Source organism: Microbispora sp. NBC_01389, from assembly GCF_045040095.1.
Lineage (GTDB): Bacteria > Actinomycetota > Actinomycetes > Streptosporangiales > Streptosporangiaceae > Microbispora.
Genome location: NZ_CP109552.1, coordinates 1,112,191 through 1,129,481, shown reverse-complemented (window position 1 = coordinate 1,129,481; position 17,291 = coordinate 1,112,191). Strand labels below are relative to the sequence as shown.

Genomic DNA, 17,291 nt, shown 5'->3' with positions numbered 1-17,291 from the left:
CATGAAGGAATCCGCGCTTGCGGGAGTGTGGCCGCTGTCCCCTCTCCAGGAGGGCATGCTCTTCCACTCCCTGTTCGACGAGCAGAACGCCGACGTGTACGTCGAGCAGATGATCATCGGTTTGGAGGGCGAGCTGGACGCGGCGCGGCTGCGGGCGTCCTGGCAGGCGTTGCTCGACCGCCACGAGAGCCTGCGCGCCGGTTTCCGCAGCCGCAGCTCGGGAGCCCCCGTACAGCTGATCATGAGGCGGGTGACGCTGCCGTGGCGCGAGGTGGACCTGTCGGAGCTGCCCGAGGACGAGGCGTGGGCCGAGTCGGAGCGGATCGGCATCGAGGAGCGGGCCGAGCGGTTCGACCTGGCGGTGCCGCCGCTGCTGAAGGTGCTCCTGGCGAAGGTGGCCCCCAGCCGATACCGGATGATGGTCACACTCCACCACATCCTGGTCGACGGCTGGTCGCTGCCGATCCTCATGGGCGAGCTGTGGCGGTCGTACGAATTGGGCGGCACGGCCGAGGGGCTGCCTCCGGTGACCCCGTACCGGCACTACCTGGAGTGGCTTGCCCGCCAGGACAAGGACGCGGCCAGGGAGGCGTGGCGGCAGGCGCTGAGCGACGTGGAGGGGCCGACGCTGGTCGCCCCGGCGGCGCGCGACGCCGCCCCCGGCCACTGCGACAGCCTGACGGGGGAGGCGAGCGCCGAGCTGGACCAGGCGCTGCAGGAACTGACCCGCTCCCACGGCGTGACGCTGAACACGGTGGTGCAGACCGCGTGGGCGGTGCTGCTCGGCAAGCTGACCGGCCGGCGTGACGTCGTCTTCGGCTCCGTCGTGGCCGGCCGCCCGATGGACCTGCCCGGCGTGGAGAGCATGCTCGGGCTGTTCATCAACACCATTCCGGTGCGCGTCCCGCTCGACCCCTCGCGTACGGTCGCGGAGACGCTGACCCGGCTCCAGGCACAGCAGTCGGCGTTGATGGACGCCCAATATCTGAGCCTCAGCGACATTCAGCGGCTGGCGGGGCCGGGCGCGACCTTCGACACCGCGCTGGCCTTCGAGAACTTCCCCTCCGGCTCCGGCGGCGGCAAGCCGCCCTCCGACGGCGCCTCGCGTCCGGCGGGGCCCGGAGGACTGAAGTTCACCGAGAACGGGCTCCGGGAGTCGATCAACTATCCCCTGGGCCTGGTCGCCGGCTCGCTCGGCGGGCTGAAGATGCGGCTGACCTACCGTCCCGACTTCTTCGACGAGAGCAGCGCCCAGGCGCTCATGGACCGCATGCTGCGGCTGCTCGACCAGATGGCGGCCGATCCCGGAGCCAGGATCGCCCACCTCGGCGTTCTGGGCGAGGCCGAGCGGCGGGTGGTGGTGGAGGAGTGGAACGACACCGCGCGGGTGGTGGGTGCGGGTTCGCTGGTGGAGCTGTTCGGGGCGCAGGTGGGGCGGTCGCCGGATGCGGTGGCGGTGTCGGACGGTGGGGTGGTGTGGACGTACGCGGAGTTGGATCGGGTTTCGGATCGGGTGGCGTGTGGGTTGCTGGCTCGGGGGGTGGGCCGGGGTGATCGGGTCGGGGTGGTGATGGAGCGGTCGGCCGCGGTGATCGCGGTGCTGTTGGGCGTCGTGAAGGCCGGGGCGGCGTATGTGCCGGTGGATGTGGCCTGGCCGGTCGCCCGGCAGCGGGCGGTGCTCGGTCAGACCAGGCTCGTGGTGATCGACAACGACACCACCGATCACGACACCACCGATCACGACACCACCGATCACGACACCACCGATCACGACACGACCATGGGCCAGGCCGCCGGTGGTGACGAGGTCGGTGCTCGTGTCGCGGCGGGGGTGTTGCTGGAGGGGCCGGACGGGGTTCCGGGGGTCGAGGTTCTTGCGGGTGATGTGGTGTATGTGATGTACACCTCGGGGTCGACGGGTGTGCCGAAGGGGGTGGAGGTTCCGCATGGGGCGGTGGCGGGTTTGGTCACCGATTCGTGCTGGGGTGCGGCGGTGCGGCGGGGGGTCGTGTGGCATGCGCCGTATGCGTTCGATGCGTCGGTGCTGGAGATCTGGGTGCCGTTGGCGGCCGGTGGCCGGGTGGTGGTCGCGCCGGGAGTGGTGACGGCGTCGGTCCTGGCCGGCCTGACTGGGCGGTCGGGGCCGGATGGGCTGGCCGACGGCTCGGAATCCGCTGCCCTGGCCGGGTCGGGCGGGGTGGCCGGGGTGGCCGGGGTGGGTGCGGTGCATCTGACGGCGGGGGCGTTCGGGGTGCTGGCGGAGGAGGATCCGGGGGCGCTGGCGGGGCTGGATGAGGTGTTGACCGGTGGGGATGTGGTCCCGGCGGGGGCGGTGGCGGCGGTGCGTGGCGCGGATGCCTCGGTGGTGATCCGGCATTTGTACGGGCCGACGGAGGCGACGTTGTGCGCGACGACGTTCACGGTGGGCCGGGGGGAGCGGGTTCCGGGGGTGTTGCCGATCGGGCGGCCGCGGGACAACACGCGGGTGTTCGTGCTGGATGAGTTCCTGCAGCCGGTCCCGCCGGGGGTGGCGGGGGAGGTGTATATCGCGGGTTCGGGGTTGGCGCGAGGCTATCTGGGCCGTCCGGATCTGACCGCTGAGCGGTTCGTGGCCTGCCTGTTCGCTCCCGGGGAGCGGATGTACCGCACAGGAGATCTGGCCCGTTGGCGGGGTGACGGTCAGCTGGTCTTCGCGGGGCGGGCGGATGAGCAGGTGAAGATCCGCGGGTTCCGCATCGAGCCGGGCGAGATCGAGGCCGTCCTGGCCGCGCACGAATCCGTCGCGCAGGCGGTGGTGGTCGCCCGCGAGGACCGCCCGGGTGACAAGCGCCTGGTCGCCTACGTCGTCCCCACCACCGACAGCAGCGGCGACAGCGTGGATGTGGCCGGGGTGCGGGAGTATGTGGCCGCGCGGTTGCCGGAGTACATGGTGCCGTCGGCGGTGGTGGTGCTGGAGCGGTTGCCGGTCACGGCCAACGGGAAGGTGGACCGGGCCGCGCTGCCCGCGCCGGATCTGGCCGGTCTGGCCGGGCCGGCCCGCGGTCGTGCCCCGGCGACCCCGACCGAAGAGGTGCTGTGCGGGCTGTTCGCCGAGATCCTCGGGGTGGCGGAGATCGGCACGGACGCCTCGTTCTTCGACCTCGGCGGCGACTCCCTGCGCGCCATGCGGCTGCTGGCCCGGATCCGGTCGGTGCTGAACGCCGAAGTCAGCATCCGCGGGCTGTTCGCCGAGCCGACCGTCGCCGGAGTGGCCCGGCTCATCGACGGCTCGGGCGAGACACGCAAAGCGTTGACGCCGATGCCGCGCCCGGAGGCACTGCCGCTGTCCTACGCCCAGCAGCGCATGTGGTTCCTCAACCGGCTGGAAGGCGCCGGGGAGGGCGCGGGCTACAACATGCCCCTGGCCCTGCGCTTGTCGGGTGATCTGGACATCCCGGCGCTGGAGGCGGCCATCGCCGACGTCGCCGACCGCCACGAGAGCCTCCGTACGATCTTCCCCGACCGGGACGGCGTCCCCTACCAGCGCGTTCTCGACCAGGCTCCGCCGCTGACCGTGCTGGAGGCCACGGAGGACGAGGCCGGCGAGGTGATCGCCGCGCGGGCCCGTGACGGGTTCGACGTCGGCGTCGACCTGCCGTGGCGGGTCACACTGCTCCGGCTGGCGCCTGCCGAGCACGTCCTCCTGACGGTGGTCCACCACATCGCCGCGGACGGCTGGTCGATGGGCGTGCTGTCCCGGGACCTGGTCGCCGCCTACGCGGCCCGCCACGAGGGCCGGGCGCCCGACTGGCGGCCGCTGCCCGTGCAGTACGCGGACTACGCCCTGTGGCAGCGCGAGGTCCTCGGCGACCTGGACGACCCCGGCAGCCTGATCAGCGGCCAGCTCGGCTACTGGCGGCAGGCGCTCGCCGGCGTTCCCCAGGAGCTCGCCCTGCCCGTGGACCGGCCGCGCCCGTCCGTGTCGTCCTTCCGTGGCGCGACCGTGCCCGTACGGGTCCCTCCGCAGGTCCACTCCCGGCTGGTGGAGCTCGCCCAGCGGGGCAAGGCCACCATGTTCATGGTCGTGCAGGCCGCGCTGGCGGTGCTGCTGTCGCGCATGGGAGCGGGCACCGACATCCCCGTCGGCACGGCCGTGGCCGGGCGGGGTGAGCCGGCGCTGGACGATCTGGCCGGGTTCTTCGTCAACACCCTCGTCCTGCGCGCCGACCTCTCCGGCGACCCGACCTTCATCGAGCTGCTGTCCCGGGTGCGGGAGGCCGACCTGGCGGCGTACACCCATCAGGATCTTCCGTTCGAGCGCCTGGTCGAGGATCTGAACCCGCCCCGGTCGCTCGGGCGCAACCCACTGTTCCAGGTCTCGCTCGCCATGCAGAACGCGCCGGAGGGGAAGGGCGGGCTCTGGGACCTGCCGGGGCTGCGGGTCCGCCCGCTGTCCTCCGGGGACGAGGCCGGCGCGGCCAGGGTCGACCTCACCCTCGACCTGGCCGAGCACCGCGACGGCGAGGGCAGGCCGTCCGGCATCGCGGGCGTGCTGCTCTACGCCGCCGACCTGTTCGACGAGAGCACGGTCCGGGCGCTCGCCGTACGGCTGGTGCGGGTGCTGGAGCAGGTCGTGTCCGATCCGGCCGTACGGCTGAGGGACGTCGACGTGCTGACGCGCGACGAGCGCTCGCGGACGCTGACGGAGTGGAACCGGACGGACCGCCCGGCCCCGGCCGGCACACTCGCGGAGCTGTTCGAGGCGCAGGTGGCACGTACCCCCGCCGCGACGGCGGTGACCGGCCCCGGGCGGGAGTGGACGTACGCGGAGCTGGACCGCGCCGCGAACGGCGTGGCGCGCGACCTGGTGGCCCGGGGCGTGCGCCCGGGGGACCTCGTCGCGGTGCTGATGGAGCGCTCGCCCGATCTGGTGGCGGTGCTGCTGGGCGTCGTGAAGGCGGGTGCCGGGTTCGTGCCGGTCGACCCGGCCTATCCGGCCGAGCGGATCGCGTTCATGCTGGCCGACGCCGCCCCCGCGCTGGTGCTGTGTACGCCGGAGACCCGGCAGGCGGCGCCGGAGGACGCGGTGGTGCTCGACGTCGGGCGCCCGCGCGAAGACCCGCGCGAAGACCCGCGCGAAGACCCGCGCGAAGACCCCGGCGGACCCGTCCGGGTGGCGGGCCGGGTGGACGACGTCGCGTACGTCATCTACACCTCCGGCTCCACCGGTACGCCGAAGGGGGTCGTCGTCACCCATCGGGGCCTCGGCAACCTGGCCGCCGACCAGATCGCCGCGTTCGGCGTGCGCCCCGGCGCGCGGGTGCTCCAACTGGCCTCGCTGAGCTTCGACGCCTCGGTCTGGGAGCTGTGCATGGCGCTGCTGTCGGGAGCGTGCCTGGTGGTCACGGGCGCCGACCGGCTGCCGCCGCACGGGACGCTGGCCGCCGTGACCGCCGAGTTCGGCGTGACGCACCTGACCGTGTCGCCGTCCGTGCTGGCCACGACCGAGGAACTGCCCGAGAGCCTGACCACGGTCGTGGTGGCGGGGGAGACGTGCCCGCCGTGGCTGCCCGGGCGCCTGCCGGGCCGCCGGGTGGTCAACGCGTACGGGCCGACCGAGGTGACGGTGTGCGCGACGATGAGCGGCCCGCTGGAGCCGGAGGCCGAGGTGACGATCGGCCGCCCGCTCGGCAACACCCGCGCCTACGTGCTGGACGAGTTCCTGACGCCGGTCCCCGTCGGCGTGCGGGGCGAGCTGTACGTGGCCGGAGTCGGCCTCGCCCGCGGCTACCTGAACCGTCCCGGGCTCACCGCCGGGAGATTCGTCGCGTCGCCGTTCGCCGAGGGCGGGCGGATGTACCGGACCGGCGACGTCGTCAGCTGGACCCCCGGCGGCGAACTACTGTTCACGGGCCGCGCCGACGACCAGGTGAAGGTGCGCGGCATCCGGGTCGAGCTGGGCGAGATCGAGGCGGTGCTGGCCGCCCACGAGAGCGTCGCCCAGGCGGCGGCGGTCGTCAGGACGGACCGGCTGGAGATAAAGAGCCTGGTGGCGTACGTGGTGCCGGCCGGTGACGCGGTGGACGCCGCGGCGCTGCGCGGGTATCTCGCCGAGCGGCTGCCCGAGCACATGGTCCCGGCCTCCGTCGTGCCGCTGCCGGCGCTGCCCGTCACCGTCAACGGCAAGCTCGACCGGGCCGCGCTGCCCGCGCCCGAGCTCGCCGGGCTGGGGGGCCGCGACCCCGAGACGGCCGTGGAAGAGGTGCTCTGCGGCCTGTTCGCCGAGGTGCTGGGGCTGGACCGGGTCGGGGCGGAGGCGTCGTTCTTCGAGCTGGGCGGCGACTCGCTCCTGGCGATGAAGCTGATCACCCGCATCCGGGGCGTGCTCGGCGCCGACGTGGGCATCCGGTCGGTCTTCACCGCCCAGACCCCGGCGGGCATCGCCGCGTCGCTGGGCGCCGACGATCTCGGCCTGATCCTGCCGCTCAGGACCGAGGGTGACAAGCCGCCGCTGTTCTGCGTCCACCCGAGTTCCGGGCTGAGCTGGTGCTACGCGGAACTCACCCGCCACCTGCCGGACGACCAGCCGGTGTACGGGCTGCAGGCCCGCGGGTTCGACCCGGGCGAACGACTGCCGGAGACGGTCGAGGAGATGGCCCGGGACTACGTGGAGCAGATCCGGGCGGTGCGACCCGAGGGCCCGTACCACCTGCTCGGCTGGTCCTTCGGCGCGGCGGTCGCGCACGCGATGGCCACGCTCCTCCAGGAACGCGGCGAGAAGGTGAGCACGCTGATCAGCCTGGACGGCTATCCGTTCGATCCCGACGACCGGCAGGGCGACCCGGATCCCGGCGACCCGCCGAGCGGCGCGGCCGAGGGGCCCGGGCAGCCGAAGACCCGCGTGCTGTCGGAGATCCAGAAGGTCAACGCGAACAACTTCGGGTTACTCCGGAATTTCACCGCCGGTGTGTTCCAGGGCGATCTGACGCTGTTCGTCGCCACACAGGGACACGTCGAAAGCCCAGGCGCGGCCGGCTGGGCCGACTATGTCCAAGGAAATATCGACAATATCCCGGTTAATACCGACCACGATGGCATGATGTCGGCGAAACCGATCGCGGACATCGCGCGAATCATTTCTCAGCGGTTGGGGGCATAAGTGGACGACAATACGGGCTCCACCGAAGTCGCGGGGCTCAGAAGGCGGCTTTGGCTGACGGGCGTGCTGGCCGCCGCGCTGGCGATCGCGGTGGCGGCGATGGCGGTCTACCTGGTGACGTCCTCCGGCGGGGACGACGACCGTGCCGCCGCCGCGGCTTCCCCTGTGGCCTCGCCCGCGGAGACGAACTCGCGGCACGCGCAGGCGGTGGCGTTCGTGCGGTGCCTGCGCGAGAACGGCGTGCCGAACTTCCCCGACCCCAGGCCGGACGGCGGGATCGGGCTCGACCCGTCCCTTATCGACGTCAACGGGCCCGCGTACAAGAAGGCCGAGCAGGCGTGCGAGTCGCAGGCCCCCAAGGGCGACCGGCAGGGGGCGCCGGCGGGCGGCCGGCCTCAGCCGGGCGGCCAGGCCGGTGCCCAGCCTGGTGCTCAGCCCGGACAGCCGCAGCCGGGAGAATCGCCCGGCGGTCAGCCCCAGGCGGCCCCGCAGGGGAACCGCCCGCTGCCCGACGTGTCCAAGTACGTCGCCTGCATGCGTAAGAACGGCCTGCCGGACTTCCCGGAGCCGAATGCGGACGGCATGTTCACCGGAATCGACCTCGGCAGCGCCGAGTTCAGGGCCGCGCAGCAGACCTGCCAGAAGCTTCTGCCGGCGGACGCGCCGCGCCCGCCCGCCGCGTGACCCTTCCGCGCCTTCCCTCCGTACGCGCTTCGGCCCCTCCGTAGTCGCTTCGGCGGCTCTCCGCACCCCCCAGCGCCCCGGCCCGCGAATCCCCCCAGCGCGGGCCGGGGCTTTTACCTCGCCTTACGAAACCCTGTCGAAACCGCTTACCCGATAGAAAGGAGGTCAGTGGAAAACCTCGCGAGTTATGGAGGATGAAATGTCCCCTATTGTTGGCCGTGCCCATCGGCGAAACGAGCTGAATAGGCATCTCTACCGGACTGTCCCGGTCGTCCTGGCCGCCGCGGCCGTCGCCCTGCTCTCCACCGCCTGCACGGGAGGCGAGCCCGAGGCCCGCGCCGTGGCCAGAGTCACCTCCGACGCCGCCACCGGCGGTGGCGACACCGCGGGCGGCAACGGCGGAGGCGCCCAGCCCTCGGGGTCGGGAGACATCGTGGCGTACGCCAACTGCATGCGTCACAACGGCATCCCGAAGTTCCCCGACCCCAAGCCCGGCGGCGGCATCGCCTTCCCCGAGGGCGGCGACATCGACCCGCAGTCTCCGGAGTTCAAGAAGGCCGAGGAGAAGTGCAAGCAGTACCTCCCCTCCGGCCCGCGCATCGACGCCAAGAACGACGCCGACCCGAACGCCGGCTGGCCCACCGCCGACAAGCTCAAGTACGCCCAGTGCATGCGTGAGAACGGCCTGCCGAAGTTCCCCGACCCCGACAAGAACGGCGGCTTCGCCTTCATGCAGGACAGCGGCATCGACCCGCAGTCGCCGCAGTTCCGGCAGGCGTCGGAGGCGTGCGCGAAGTACCAGCCGCAGAACCTCAGGCAGCAGCCCGGTCCCGGTGGCCCCGGCGGTCCCGCGGTGCAGGGCGGGGCCGGTTCGTGAGCACCACCGAGGTGCCGAGGCAGGCCGCCGACGTCAGTCCCCCCGCTCCCCTTCCGCCCGCGCCCCGCGGGCGGAGGGGATGGCGCACCGCGATCGTCGTCGTCACCGTCGTCGCGGCGGCCGGCGTGACGGTCGCCGTCGTCAGGCCGTTCGACCGCCAGGCGGCCACCGGAACGATCCAGAGCACCGCCCCGACCGGGCTCGCCCAGGTGACCAAGGGCACGCTGTCGGCCAGGACCATGGAGAACGGCACGCTCGGCTATGTCGGCAAGCTCCAGATCGTCGGTAAGGCGAGTGGCACGGTCACCCGGCTTCCCGCCGTCGGCGACATCATCGGTCAGGGCAAGCCGCTCTATCGGGTGGACAACAAACCGGTGATCTTCCTGAAGGGCACGGTCACCCCCGCGTACCGGGAGCTGAAGTGGGGCATGGAGGGCGCCGACGTGCGGCAGCTCAACGCCGCGCTCGTGGCGCTGAAGTACGCGAGCAAGAAGAAGCTCAGCCCCAAGTCCGACTACTTCGGCGCGCGGACCTACTACGCCCTGGTCCGGCTGCAGAAGAAGATGGGCCTGAAGCGGACCGGCACGCTGCCGCTCGGGCAGGCGCTGTTCCTGCCGGCCGACGAGATCAGGGTCACCAAGGTCTCCGGGGTGCGCGGCACGGCCGCGATGCCCGGATCGGTCGTCCTCGAAGGCTCCTCCACCCGCCGTGAGGTCACGGTCGCGCTCAACGCCTACCAGCAGTCGGACGTCGTGACCGGTGACAAGGTGCTCATCACGCTGCCCACCGGCAAGACCACTCCCGGCGAGGTGTCCTCGGTCGGCAAGGTGGCCGAGAAGAAGAACGACGACAGCACCACCATCACGGTGCGCATCAGGCCGGAGAAGCCCAAGGACACCGGCCGGCTCGACCAGGCGCCGGTGCAGGTGTCGATCGTCACGGACACCGCGAAGGACGTGCTGTCGGTGCCGGTGAACGCGCTGCTCGCGCTGGCCGGCGGCGGTTACGCCCTGGAGGTCGTCGAGGCGAACGGCTCGCACCGCCTGATCCCGGTGGAGGTCGGCCTGTTCGACGACGCCGCCGGGGTGGTCGAGGTGCGGGGCGAGGGGCTGCAGGTCGGCCAGAACGTGGTGGTGCCGGCGTCATGACCAGCCAGGAGGCGCGGACGATGGCCGTGGGCGACCGGCCCCGCATCGGTGAGCCGGTCATCCAGCTCGAGAACGTGACCAAGATCTACCCGGGCGCGTCGCCGGTCGTGGCCCTGGACAAGGCCACCTTCACCATCCGGCGGGGCGAACTGGTGGCCATCGTCGGCCCGTCGGGCTCGGGCAAGTCGACCCTGCTGCAGGTGATGGGCACGCTCGACCGCCCGACGTCCGGCCGGGTCAGGATCGTGGGGGAGGACGTGGCCCGCATGTCCGACCGCGCGCTGGCCCAGGTCAGGGCGACCCGGATCGGCTTCGTGTTCCAGCAGTTCTTCCTCGCCGAGCACGCCACGGCGCTGGAGAACGTCGCCGACGGGCTGCTGTACAGCGGTGTGCGGCACCGGTCCAGGCTCGCCGCGGCCCAGACCGCGCTGGAACGGGTCGGCCTCGGCCACCGCCTCCACCACCGCCCGTCCCAGCTCTCCGGAGGAGAGCGGCAACGGGTGGCCATCGCCAGGGCCCTGGTCGGCAACCCCGCGATCGTGCTGGCGGACGAACCCACCGGCAACCTCGACAGCGTCTCCGGAAGCGCGATCTTCGACCTGCTCCAGGAGCTCAACCGGGAGGGCGCGACCATCGTCATGATCACTCATGACCGGGCACTGGCCGCGCGGCTGCGCCGCCGCATCGAGGTGCTCGACGGTCACATCGTGGCCGAGGTCAACGCCGACGAGGAGGAGGCCCTGCTGTGACCACCATGACGGCTTCCACCCGGATGCACCCGGCCGACATCGCGAGGACCGCCGCCGTCGGCCTGCGGACCCGGCGGATGCGGGCCCTGCTCTCCGCGCTTGGCATCTCGATCGGCGTCGCCGCCATGGTGGCGGTGCTGGGGCTGTCCGCCTCGTCGCAGGCCGGGCTGCTCGCCGAGATCGACAAGCTGGGCACCAACCTGCTCACCGTCACCCCCGGCCAGACGCTCAGCGGGAAGGACGCGAAACTCCCGCGCGAGGCGCCCGGGATGATCGCCAGGATCGGACCGGTCGACTCGGTCGAGAGCACGGGCAAGACCTCGGCCAGCGTCTACCGCTCGCCCTACATCCCGAGTGTCAACACCAACGCGCTCACGGTCAGCGCCGCGAGCCTCGGCCTGCCGGCCGCGCTGCGGATGACGGTGGCCCAGGGCAGGTACCTGAACGCCGCGACCGCCGACCAGCCGGTCGTGGTGCTCGGCTGGACCGCCGCGGCGAGGCTGGGCATCGCGAAGATCCATCCGGGTGCCCGGCTGTGGGTCGGCGGGCAGTGGTTCTACATCGCCGGGATCCTCGGCAAGGCGAGCCTCGTGCAGGAGATCAACGAGTCGGTTCTGGTCGGGTACGGGGCCGCCGAGAAGTACCTCCACTTCGACGGCCATCCGACCAAGATATACATCCGAGCCCAGACCGAGCAGGTCAAAGACGTGCAGCAGGTGCTGGCCGCCACCGCCTACCCGGAGCACGCCGACGAGGTCGTCGTCAGCCAGCCCTCCGCCGCGCTGGAGGCCCGCGCCGTCGCCCAGTCCGCGCTGAACGGGCTGTTCCTCGGACTCGGGGCGGTGGCCCTGCTCGTCGGTGGCATCGGTGTGGCCAACACCATGGTCATCTCCGTGCTCGAACGGCGCTCGGAGATCGGGCTCCGGCGCTCGCTCGGGGCCACCCGGGGCAACATCCGCCTGCAGTTCCTCGCCGAGGCGGTCCTGCTGGCCGCCATGGGCGGTATCGCCGGGGTCGCGCTCGGCGTCGCCGTCACCGCGGCCTACGCCCTCCTCAAGGGGTGGGCCACAGTCGTGCCGCCGATCGCGTGGGGAGGCGGGCTCGGCGCGGCCGTCCTCATCGGCGCGGTCGCCGGGTTGCTGCCGGCGCTGCGCGCCGCCCGCATGCAGCCCACCGAGGCACTCAGAACGGTCTGAACCAGTCCCGCCCGCAGCCCGGCACCGCGAGACCGCGGTGCCGGGCTCGCTCGTCTTCGCCCCGGGTGTCCAAGCGCTGAAATTCGGCGGTTGGACACGAAAGCCGCCTTTATGCGGGTATGACAGGTGATGTGGACAGTGGTAATGGTTTTCGGTCCGTACATAGCGGTACATGATCGGGCGAAACCTTTTTGAAACCTCGGAATCTGTAGTAAGAAGAAGCACGGGACACGAACGGAAATGGGGGCCGGGGAGCGTGATCCGCTTACACACCCCGACTGTTGTCCCTGTCAAGAGCGCCAGGCACCTTTTTCCGGTGCCGTGGTGTCCAATTGCCGGCAGCGGGGTCAGCGGGGCCGGTAACGGCGGACATCCTCAAACAGAGGAAACGACCGCCTGAAAAGGGCACCGTGCGCTTGATTCACCAGGGATTCGTCGCCCGGTTGAACCAACGGGGACACCACACTGTGGAGGCACGGTATGACCGGTGACCTGGAGCAGCTGATCGATGCCGACGGGGGGCAGGTGACCATGGTCGCGGTGGACTCCCTCGTGGCGGGATTGTCTCCCAGAAAATCCGGAGAAGATCGCGAACATGTCCTACTACTGGCCGCGGTGCCCGACGAGCTCCCGCCGATCCTGGTGCACTACCCGACGATGCGTGTCATCGACGGCGCGCACCGTCTGGCCGCCGCCCGGCTGCGCGGCGCGGACCACATCGCCGTGCGGCTGTTCGACGGAGACGAGGTGGAGGCCTTCGTCCTCGCCGTGCGCGCCAACGCCGCGCACGGGCTGCCCCTCTCACTGAGCGACCGCAAGGCCGCCGCCGAGCGCATACTGAAGGTCCGCCCGCACTGGTCGGACCGCTATATCGCCTCGGTCGCGGGAATCAGCGCGAAGACGGTGGCCGAGATAAGGGCGGCCGGCGCCGAGATCCTGTCGCCGAACGCCCGGATCGGCCGCGACGGGCGGGTGCGCTCGGTGAACGCCGCCGAGGGCCGCAGGATCGCGATGGAACTGATCGCCGAAAATCCGGAATGGTCGTTACGGCAGATCGCCAAGGTGGCCGGGATCTCCCCGGAAACGGCCCGGGACGTCAGAAACAAAATGCGCCGTCAGGAGGATCCGGTGGCGGGCCGGCGGCCCAGGCCGCAGGCGCCTCCGGTGGACGATCCCGACGCGCGCGACGATCTCGGAGAACTGCGCCAGGGAATCGAGCGATTGCGCTCCGATCCCGGACTCATCGGCAGCCCGGCGGGCCGCGCGTTACTCAGACTGCTGAGCGTCCACCTGGCGGAGGTCGAGCGGTGGAAACGCCTGGGTGAACGCGTGCCGCCGTACCTCGGAGGCGTGCCGCCGTACTGGGGTGACATCGTCGCCTCCCTTGCCTTCGAATGCGGAAACATTTGGGACGAGTTCGCGCGGTGCGTCCAGGAACGGGTCGAGGAGACCGTCTGACTCGTGGTTAGACTAGACCACGCACGGTTTCGCCGCGGTTTCATTCCCGGCCCGGCTGCCGATACCTCATCGAAACCCCTGATCCCGTAGAAAGTCTCGTGCCGGGAATGCACGGGGCGTATGGGGTCCCGTCCCGGAGTCGAAGCGTCGGTTGGGCCGGCCCGGGCCGGCCCAACCGACGTTTTTCCGCCTGCTCGAATTCACTCGGCGAGCGCGACCGAATGCGAGGTCTCGGCCGTTTTCGCGTCGATCGTTATATTTTTTTTCTGGCCTGCGGATAACCGCAGGCGTCCCCGGTACCTGTTCCGCTTCCCATACAGGTGAGCAGACCGTGAGGAGTCCTCGTTGCAGTTCGCGCCGGATCCGGATTTCTGTTCGGTGGAAGTCGAGATCAGTTCGCTGTCGATCGGGGGTTCTCCGCGAAGTTCGGGGGAGAGCCGTGAACACGTGGAACTGCTGGCCGCCGCCACCGGCCCCCTGCCGCCGATCGTCGTGCACCGGCCCACCATGCGGGTCATCGACGGCATGCACCGTCTCAGGGCCGCCCAGCTGTGCGGGCGGCGGACGATTCCCGCCCGGTTCTTCGACGGCCCGGAAGGCGACGCCTTCGTCCTGTCCGTCAGGCTGAACGTCGCCCACGGCCTGCCGCTGTCGCTGACCGACCGCAAGAGCGCCGCAGAAAAGATCATCGAATCACATCCCGACTGGTCCGACCGGCTGATCGCCTCGACCACCGGCCTGTCGGCCAAGACGATCTCCGAGCTGCGCAGGCGTACGGCGCCGGAGTCGCCCTGCGTGGCCAGGATCGGCAGGGACGGCCGGGTCCGCTCCATCAACCGCGTCTCGGGGCGCACTCTGGCCTACGACCTGATGACCAAGGATCCCAGCCTGTCCTTCCGGCACATCGCGAGGATCGCCGGCATCTCGCCCGAGACCGTGCGCGACGTCAGGAAGCGCATGTACAGGGGAGAGAGCCCGGTGCCCGCGGGACGGCACAACCGTGCGGTGCCGGACGAGCCTCCCTCCATCGGACCGGCGGACCGGCCCGCCGCCCGGCGCGCCCTGGAACAGCCGCCGGCGGCGATCGTCGACCGGCTGAAGGCCGACCCGGCGCTGCGTCTCAACGAGAACGGCCGCGACCTCCTGCGCCTGTTGAATATCCATACCATTCCGCGGGAGGACTGGCTCAAGATCGTGGACAGCATTCCGCCGCACTGCGCGGAAATCATCGTCCAACTCGCGCGCGGATGCGCGGAGGGATGGCGGGAGTGCGCCACCCGGCTCGAACGCAAAATGTCGAAGACGACCTGACCGGAGCCTCCGCCGGGTAAATACGCGGTTGGACGCCGCAGGGTCGCGGCGAATATGCGAGTAAATTTGTCCCCGCCTGCTCCATAAACACTTGTACAGCGACGGAGGGACGGCCGGTGGACATTCTTTCGATCGACCACATCGAGTTATTCGCCGAGGACGCGGAACGCGCCGCGGCCGGTCTGCGCGATTCCTACGGATTCACCGTGGCGGGTCGCGGCGGGCCGCAGACCGGCCTGCCGGACTGCCGCTCGGTCCTGCTCAGGCAGCGCGACATCACCGTCCTGGTGACCTCCGCCATCGGTGGCGGCCACCGCGCCGCCGAGTACGTCGGGCGGCACGGCGAGGGCGTCGCCGTGATCGGCCTGGCCGTGCCCGACGCCCGGGAGGCGTTCGCGAAGGCGGTGGAACGCGGGGCGGCGCCGGTCGCCCCGCCCACCGAGTTCGGCCCGGAGGGCGCCCGCGTCACCTTCGCCTCCGTGGCCGGGTTCGGCGACGTCGAGCACCGCTTCACCTCGCGTGAGTCGCCCGGCGCGCCGTTCGCCCCCGGCACCATCGTCGAGACCGGCGCCGCCGCCTCCCCGGACGGGCTTCTCCGCGCGATCGACCACTTCGCGGTGTGCGTGCCCGCCGGTGAACTCGGCCCGACGATCCGCCACTACCAGGACGTGTTCGGGTTCGAGCAGACCTTCGAGGAACGGATCATCGTCGGCGCCCAGGCGATGGATTCCAAGGTGGTCCAGAGCGTCTCCCGGCAGGTGACCCTCACCGTCATCGAGCCGGACACCACGAGGGCGCCCGGGCAGATCGACGCGTTCGTCCGCGCGCACGACGGGGCGGGCGTCCAGCACGTCGCGTTCCTCACCGACGACATCGCCTCGGCCGTGCGCACCTGCTCCGAGCGGGGCGTGCGCTTCCTCACCACACCGGGGGCCTACTACGACAACCTGCCGGGACGGCTGGGCGACGTCGAGGTGCCCGTCGACGACCTGCGCGAGCTGAACATCCTGGCCGACCGCGACCACTCGGGCGTACTGCTGCAGATCTTCACCGAGTCGCGGCACCCCCGGGGGACCCTCTTCTACGAGCTGATCGACCGCCGCGGCGCCCGGACGTTCGGCAGCAACAACATCAAGGCCCTCTACGAGGCCGTCTCCCGGCAGTCGGCGGCGAACGAGGCCGGCCGGATCTGATCATGACCATCCACGCGATCAGCGGCGCCATCCGGGTCGGGGAGAACGCGAGCGAGGCGATCCTCGGGGCGACCGCCGAACTCGTCACCACCGTGCTGACCCGCAACGGCCTCGTGGCCGGCGACGTCGTCAGCGTGTTCCTCACCGCCACCCCCGACCTGACCGCCGCGTTCCCGGCGCGGGCCGCCCGCCTGACCGGCCTGCACGAGGTGCCCCTGATGTGCGCGCACGAGCCACCGGTGCCCGGCGGCATGCCGCGCGTCGTCCGCCTGCTGGCGCACGTCGACGTGGAGCGCCCGCGCTCGGAGCTCCGGCACGTGTACCTGCGCGGCGCCCGGGCGTCGTACGCAGCCGAGATGGTGAGCCGGTGAGCCGGGTGGAGACCAAGGTCGCGCCGGGGCGGGTCGCGGTCATCGGCACCGGCCTCATCGGCACCTCGATCGCGCTCGCGCTGCGCGGGCGGGGCACCGAGGTGCTGCTGGCCGACCGCGACCCGGCCGTCGTCCGGCTGGCCGCGGACGCGGGGGCCGGCACGCCGTTGTACGGCCGCCCGCACGAGCCCCGCGAGCCGTCCGAGCCGTTGGGGTCGTTGGAGTCGTTCGGGCCGGCGGACTTCGAGCCGGCCGACCTGGCGATCCTGGCGGTGCCGCCGGGGGCCGTGCCCGCAGCCCTGCTGGAGGCGCAGAAACGCGGCGTCGCCCGCGTCTACACCGACGTCGCGAGCGTCAAGGAACGCCCGATGGCCGAGGCCGTACGGCTCGGCTGTGACATGACGACCTACGTCGGCGGCCATCCCATGGGCGGCAGGGAGCGCTCCGGCCCGCTGGCCGCCCAGGCCGACCTCTTCCTCGGCCGCCCCTGGGCGCTGTGCCCCACGCGCGACACCGGCGAGGAGGCCGTTGAGGCGGCGACCGCGCTCATCCTGGCCTGCGGCGCCACACCGGTCGTCATGGACGCCGCCGACCACGACCGGGCGGTCGCCCTGATCTCCCACACCCCCCACGTGGTGTCCGCGGCGATGGCGGCCCGTTTCGCCGGCGCGCCCGGCGGCGTGCTGTCGCTGACCGGGCAGGGCGCCCGCGACGTGACCAGGATCGCGGCCGGCGATCCCGAACTGTGGCTCGGCATCCTGTGCGCCAACGCGCGGCCGATCGCCGACCTGCTGGAGGAGGTCGCCCGCGACCTCGTCACGGCCGCCGCCGGCCTGCGTGAGGGAGAGACGGAGGGCGCCGTCGCCGATCTGCTCGCCAGGGGAGTGGCCGGCCACGGCCGGATCCCCGGCAAGCACGGCGGGCGGCCCCGCCGCTACACCGCCGTGCCCGTCCTGGTCGCCGACCGGCCGGGCGAGCTCGCCCTGCTCTTCCAGGCCGCGGGAGTGGCGGGGATCAACATCGAGGACGTCGCGATCGAGCACTCGCCCGGACGCTCCGTCGGCCTGGTGGAGCTGTCGGTGCGGCCGGAGTCGGCCCAGGACCTGGCCCGGGAGCTGCGCGCCCGCGGATGGTCCGTCCCCGTCGGGGAGGCCGATTGAGCGGCC

11 protein-coding genes are annotated in these 17,291 nt (G+C 71.6%); all 11 read left to right on the top strand.

Features of this window, described 5'->3' with window-relative positions; all coding sequences use genetic code 11:
* The first annotated feature begins 1 nt into the window (after position 1).
* The 11 genes from OG344_RS05100 (at position 2) to OG344_RS05050 (ending at position 17,285) form a co-directional block, all read left to right on the top strand.
* Positions 2-7,138 carry an amino acid adenylation domain-containing protein gene (locus tag OG344_RS05100; RefSeq protein WP_405087191.1) on the top strand — a complete coding sequence of 2,379 codons (7,137 nt, stop codon included), beginning with the start codon at positions 2-4 and terminating at the stop codon, positions 7,136-7,138.
* A complete protein-coding gene (locus OG344_RS05095; RefSeq protein ID WP_405087190.1) occupies positions 7,139-7,822 on the top strand; it encodes a hypothetical protein in 684 nt (227 codons plus the stop codon).
* 199 nt (positions 7,823-8,021) lie between these two features.
* Positions 8,022-8,699, top strand: a complete 678-nt coding sequence (locus OG344_RS05090; RefSeq protein WP_327048096.1) for a hypothetical protein — start codon at positions 8,022-8,024, stop codon at positions 8,697-8,699.
* Complete coding sequence (locus tag OG344_RS05085; RefSeq protein WP_405087189.1) at positions 8,696-9,847, top strand: peptidoglycan-binding protein; 1,152 nt, start codon at positions 8,696-8,698, stop codon at positions 9,845-9,847. The genes OG344_RS05090 and OG344_RS05085 overlap by 4 nt, the downstream gene beginning before the upstream one ends.
* Positions 9,844-10,596 carry an ABC transporter ATP-binding protein gene (locus tag OG344_RS05080; protein ID WP_327048094.1) on the top strand — a complete coding sequence of 251 codons (753 nt, stop codon included), beginning with the start codon at positions 9,844-9,846 and terminating at the stop codon, positions 10,594-10,596. Before OG344_RS05085 ends, OG344_RS05080 begins: the two co-directional genes overlap by 4 nt.
* A gap of 5 nt (positions 10,597-10,601) precedes the next feature.
* On the top strand, positions 10,602-11,792 hold the full coding sequence (locus OG344_RS05075; RefSeq protein WP_405089045.1) for an ABC transporter permease: 1,191 nt from the start codon (positions 10,602-10,604) through the stop codon (positions 11,790-11,792).
* 480 nt (positions 11,793-12,272) lie between these two features.
* Positions 12,273-13,250, top strand: coding sequence for a streptomycin biosynthesis regulator (locus OG344_RS05070; protein ID WP_405087188.1), 978 nt, complete (start codon positions 12,273-12,275; stop codon positions 13,248-13,250).
* Between the two features lie 447 nt (positions 13,251-13,697).
* Entirely contained in the window at positions 13,698-14,561 is an 864-nt protein-coding gene (locus tag OG344_RS05065) for a ParB/RepB/Spo0J family partition protein (RefSeq protein WP_405087187.1), read from the top strand.
* 116 nt (positions 14,562-14,677) lie between these two features.
* Positions 14,678-15,754, top strand: coding sequence for a 4-hydroxyphenylpyruvate dioxygenase (hppD, locus tag OG344_RS05060; RefSeq protein WP_405087186.1), 1,077 nt, complete (start codon positions 14,678-14,680; stop codon positions 15,752-15,754).
* Between the two features lie 2 nt (positions 15,755-15,756).
* Positions 15,757-16,125 (top strand): chorismate mutase, encoded by a 369-nt coding sequence (gene aroH / locus OG344_RS05055; protein ID WP_405087185.1) that lies wholly within the window; start codon positions 15,757-15,759, stop codon positions 16,123-16,125.
* Entirely contained in the window at positions 16,122-17,285 is a 1,164-nt protein-coding gene (locus tag OG344_RS05050; protein WP_405087184.1) for a prephenate dehydrogenase, read from the top strand. Before aroH ends, OG344_RS05050 begins: the two co-directional genes overlap by 4 nt.
* The last annotated feature ends 6 nt before the right edge of the window (positions 17,286-17,291 follow it).

Excerpts from the sequence above, each read along its gene's own strand:
- OG344_RS05100 (WP_405087191.1), top strand. The coding sequence starts at position 2 with ATGAAGGAATCCGCGCTTGCGGGAGTGTGGCCGCTGTCCCCTCTCCAG.
- OG344_RS05090 (WP_327048096.1), top strand. The coding sequence starts at position 8,022 with ATGTCCCCTATTGTTGGCCGTGCCCATCGGCGAAACGAGCTGAATAGG.
- OG344_RS05080 (WP_327048094.1), top strand. The coding sequence starts at position 9,844 with ATGACCAGCCAGGAGGCGCGGACGATGGCCGTGGGCGACCGGCCCCGC.
- OG344_RS05075 (WP_405089045.1), top strand. The coding sequence starts at position 10,602 with ATGACGGCTTCCACCCGGATGCACCCGGCCGACATCGCGAGGACCGCC.
- OG344_RS05070 (WP_405087188.1), top strand. The coding sequence starts at position 12,273 with ATGACCGGTGACCTGGAGCAGCTGATCGATGCCGACGGGGGGCAGGTG.
- aroH (WP_405087185.1), top strand. The coding sequence starts at position 15,757 with ATGACCATCCACGCGATCAGCGGCGCCATCCGGGTCGGGGAGAACGCG.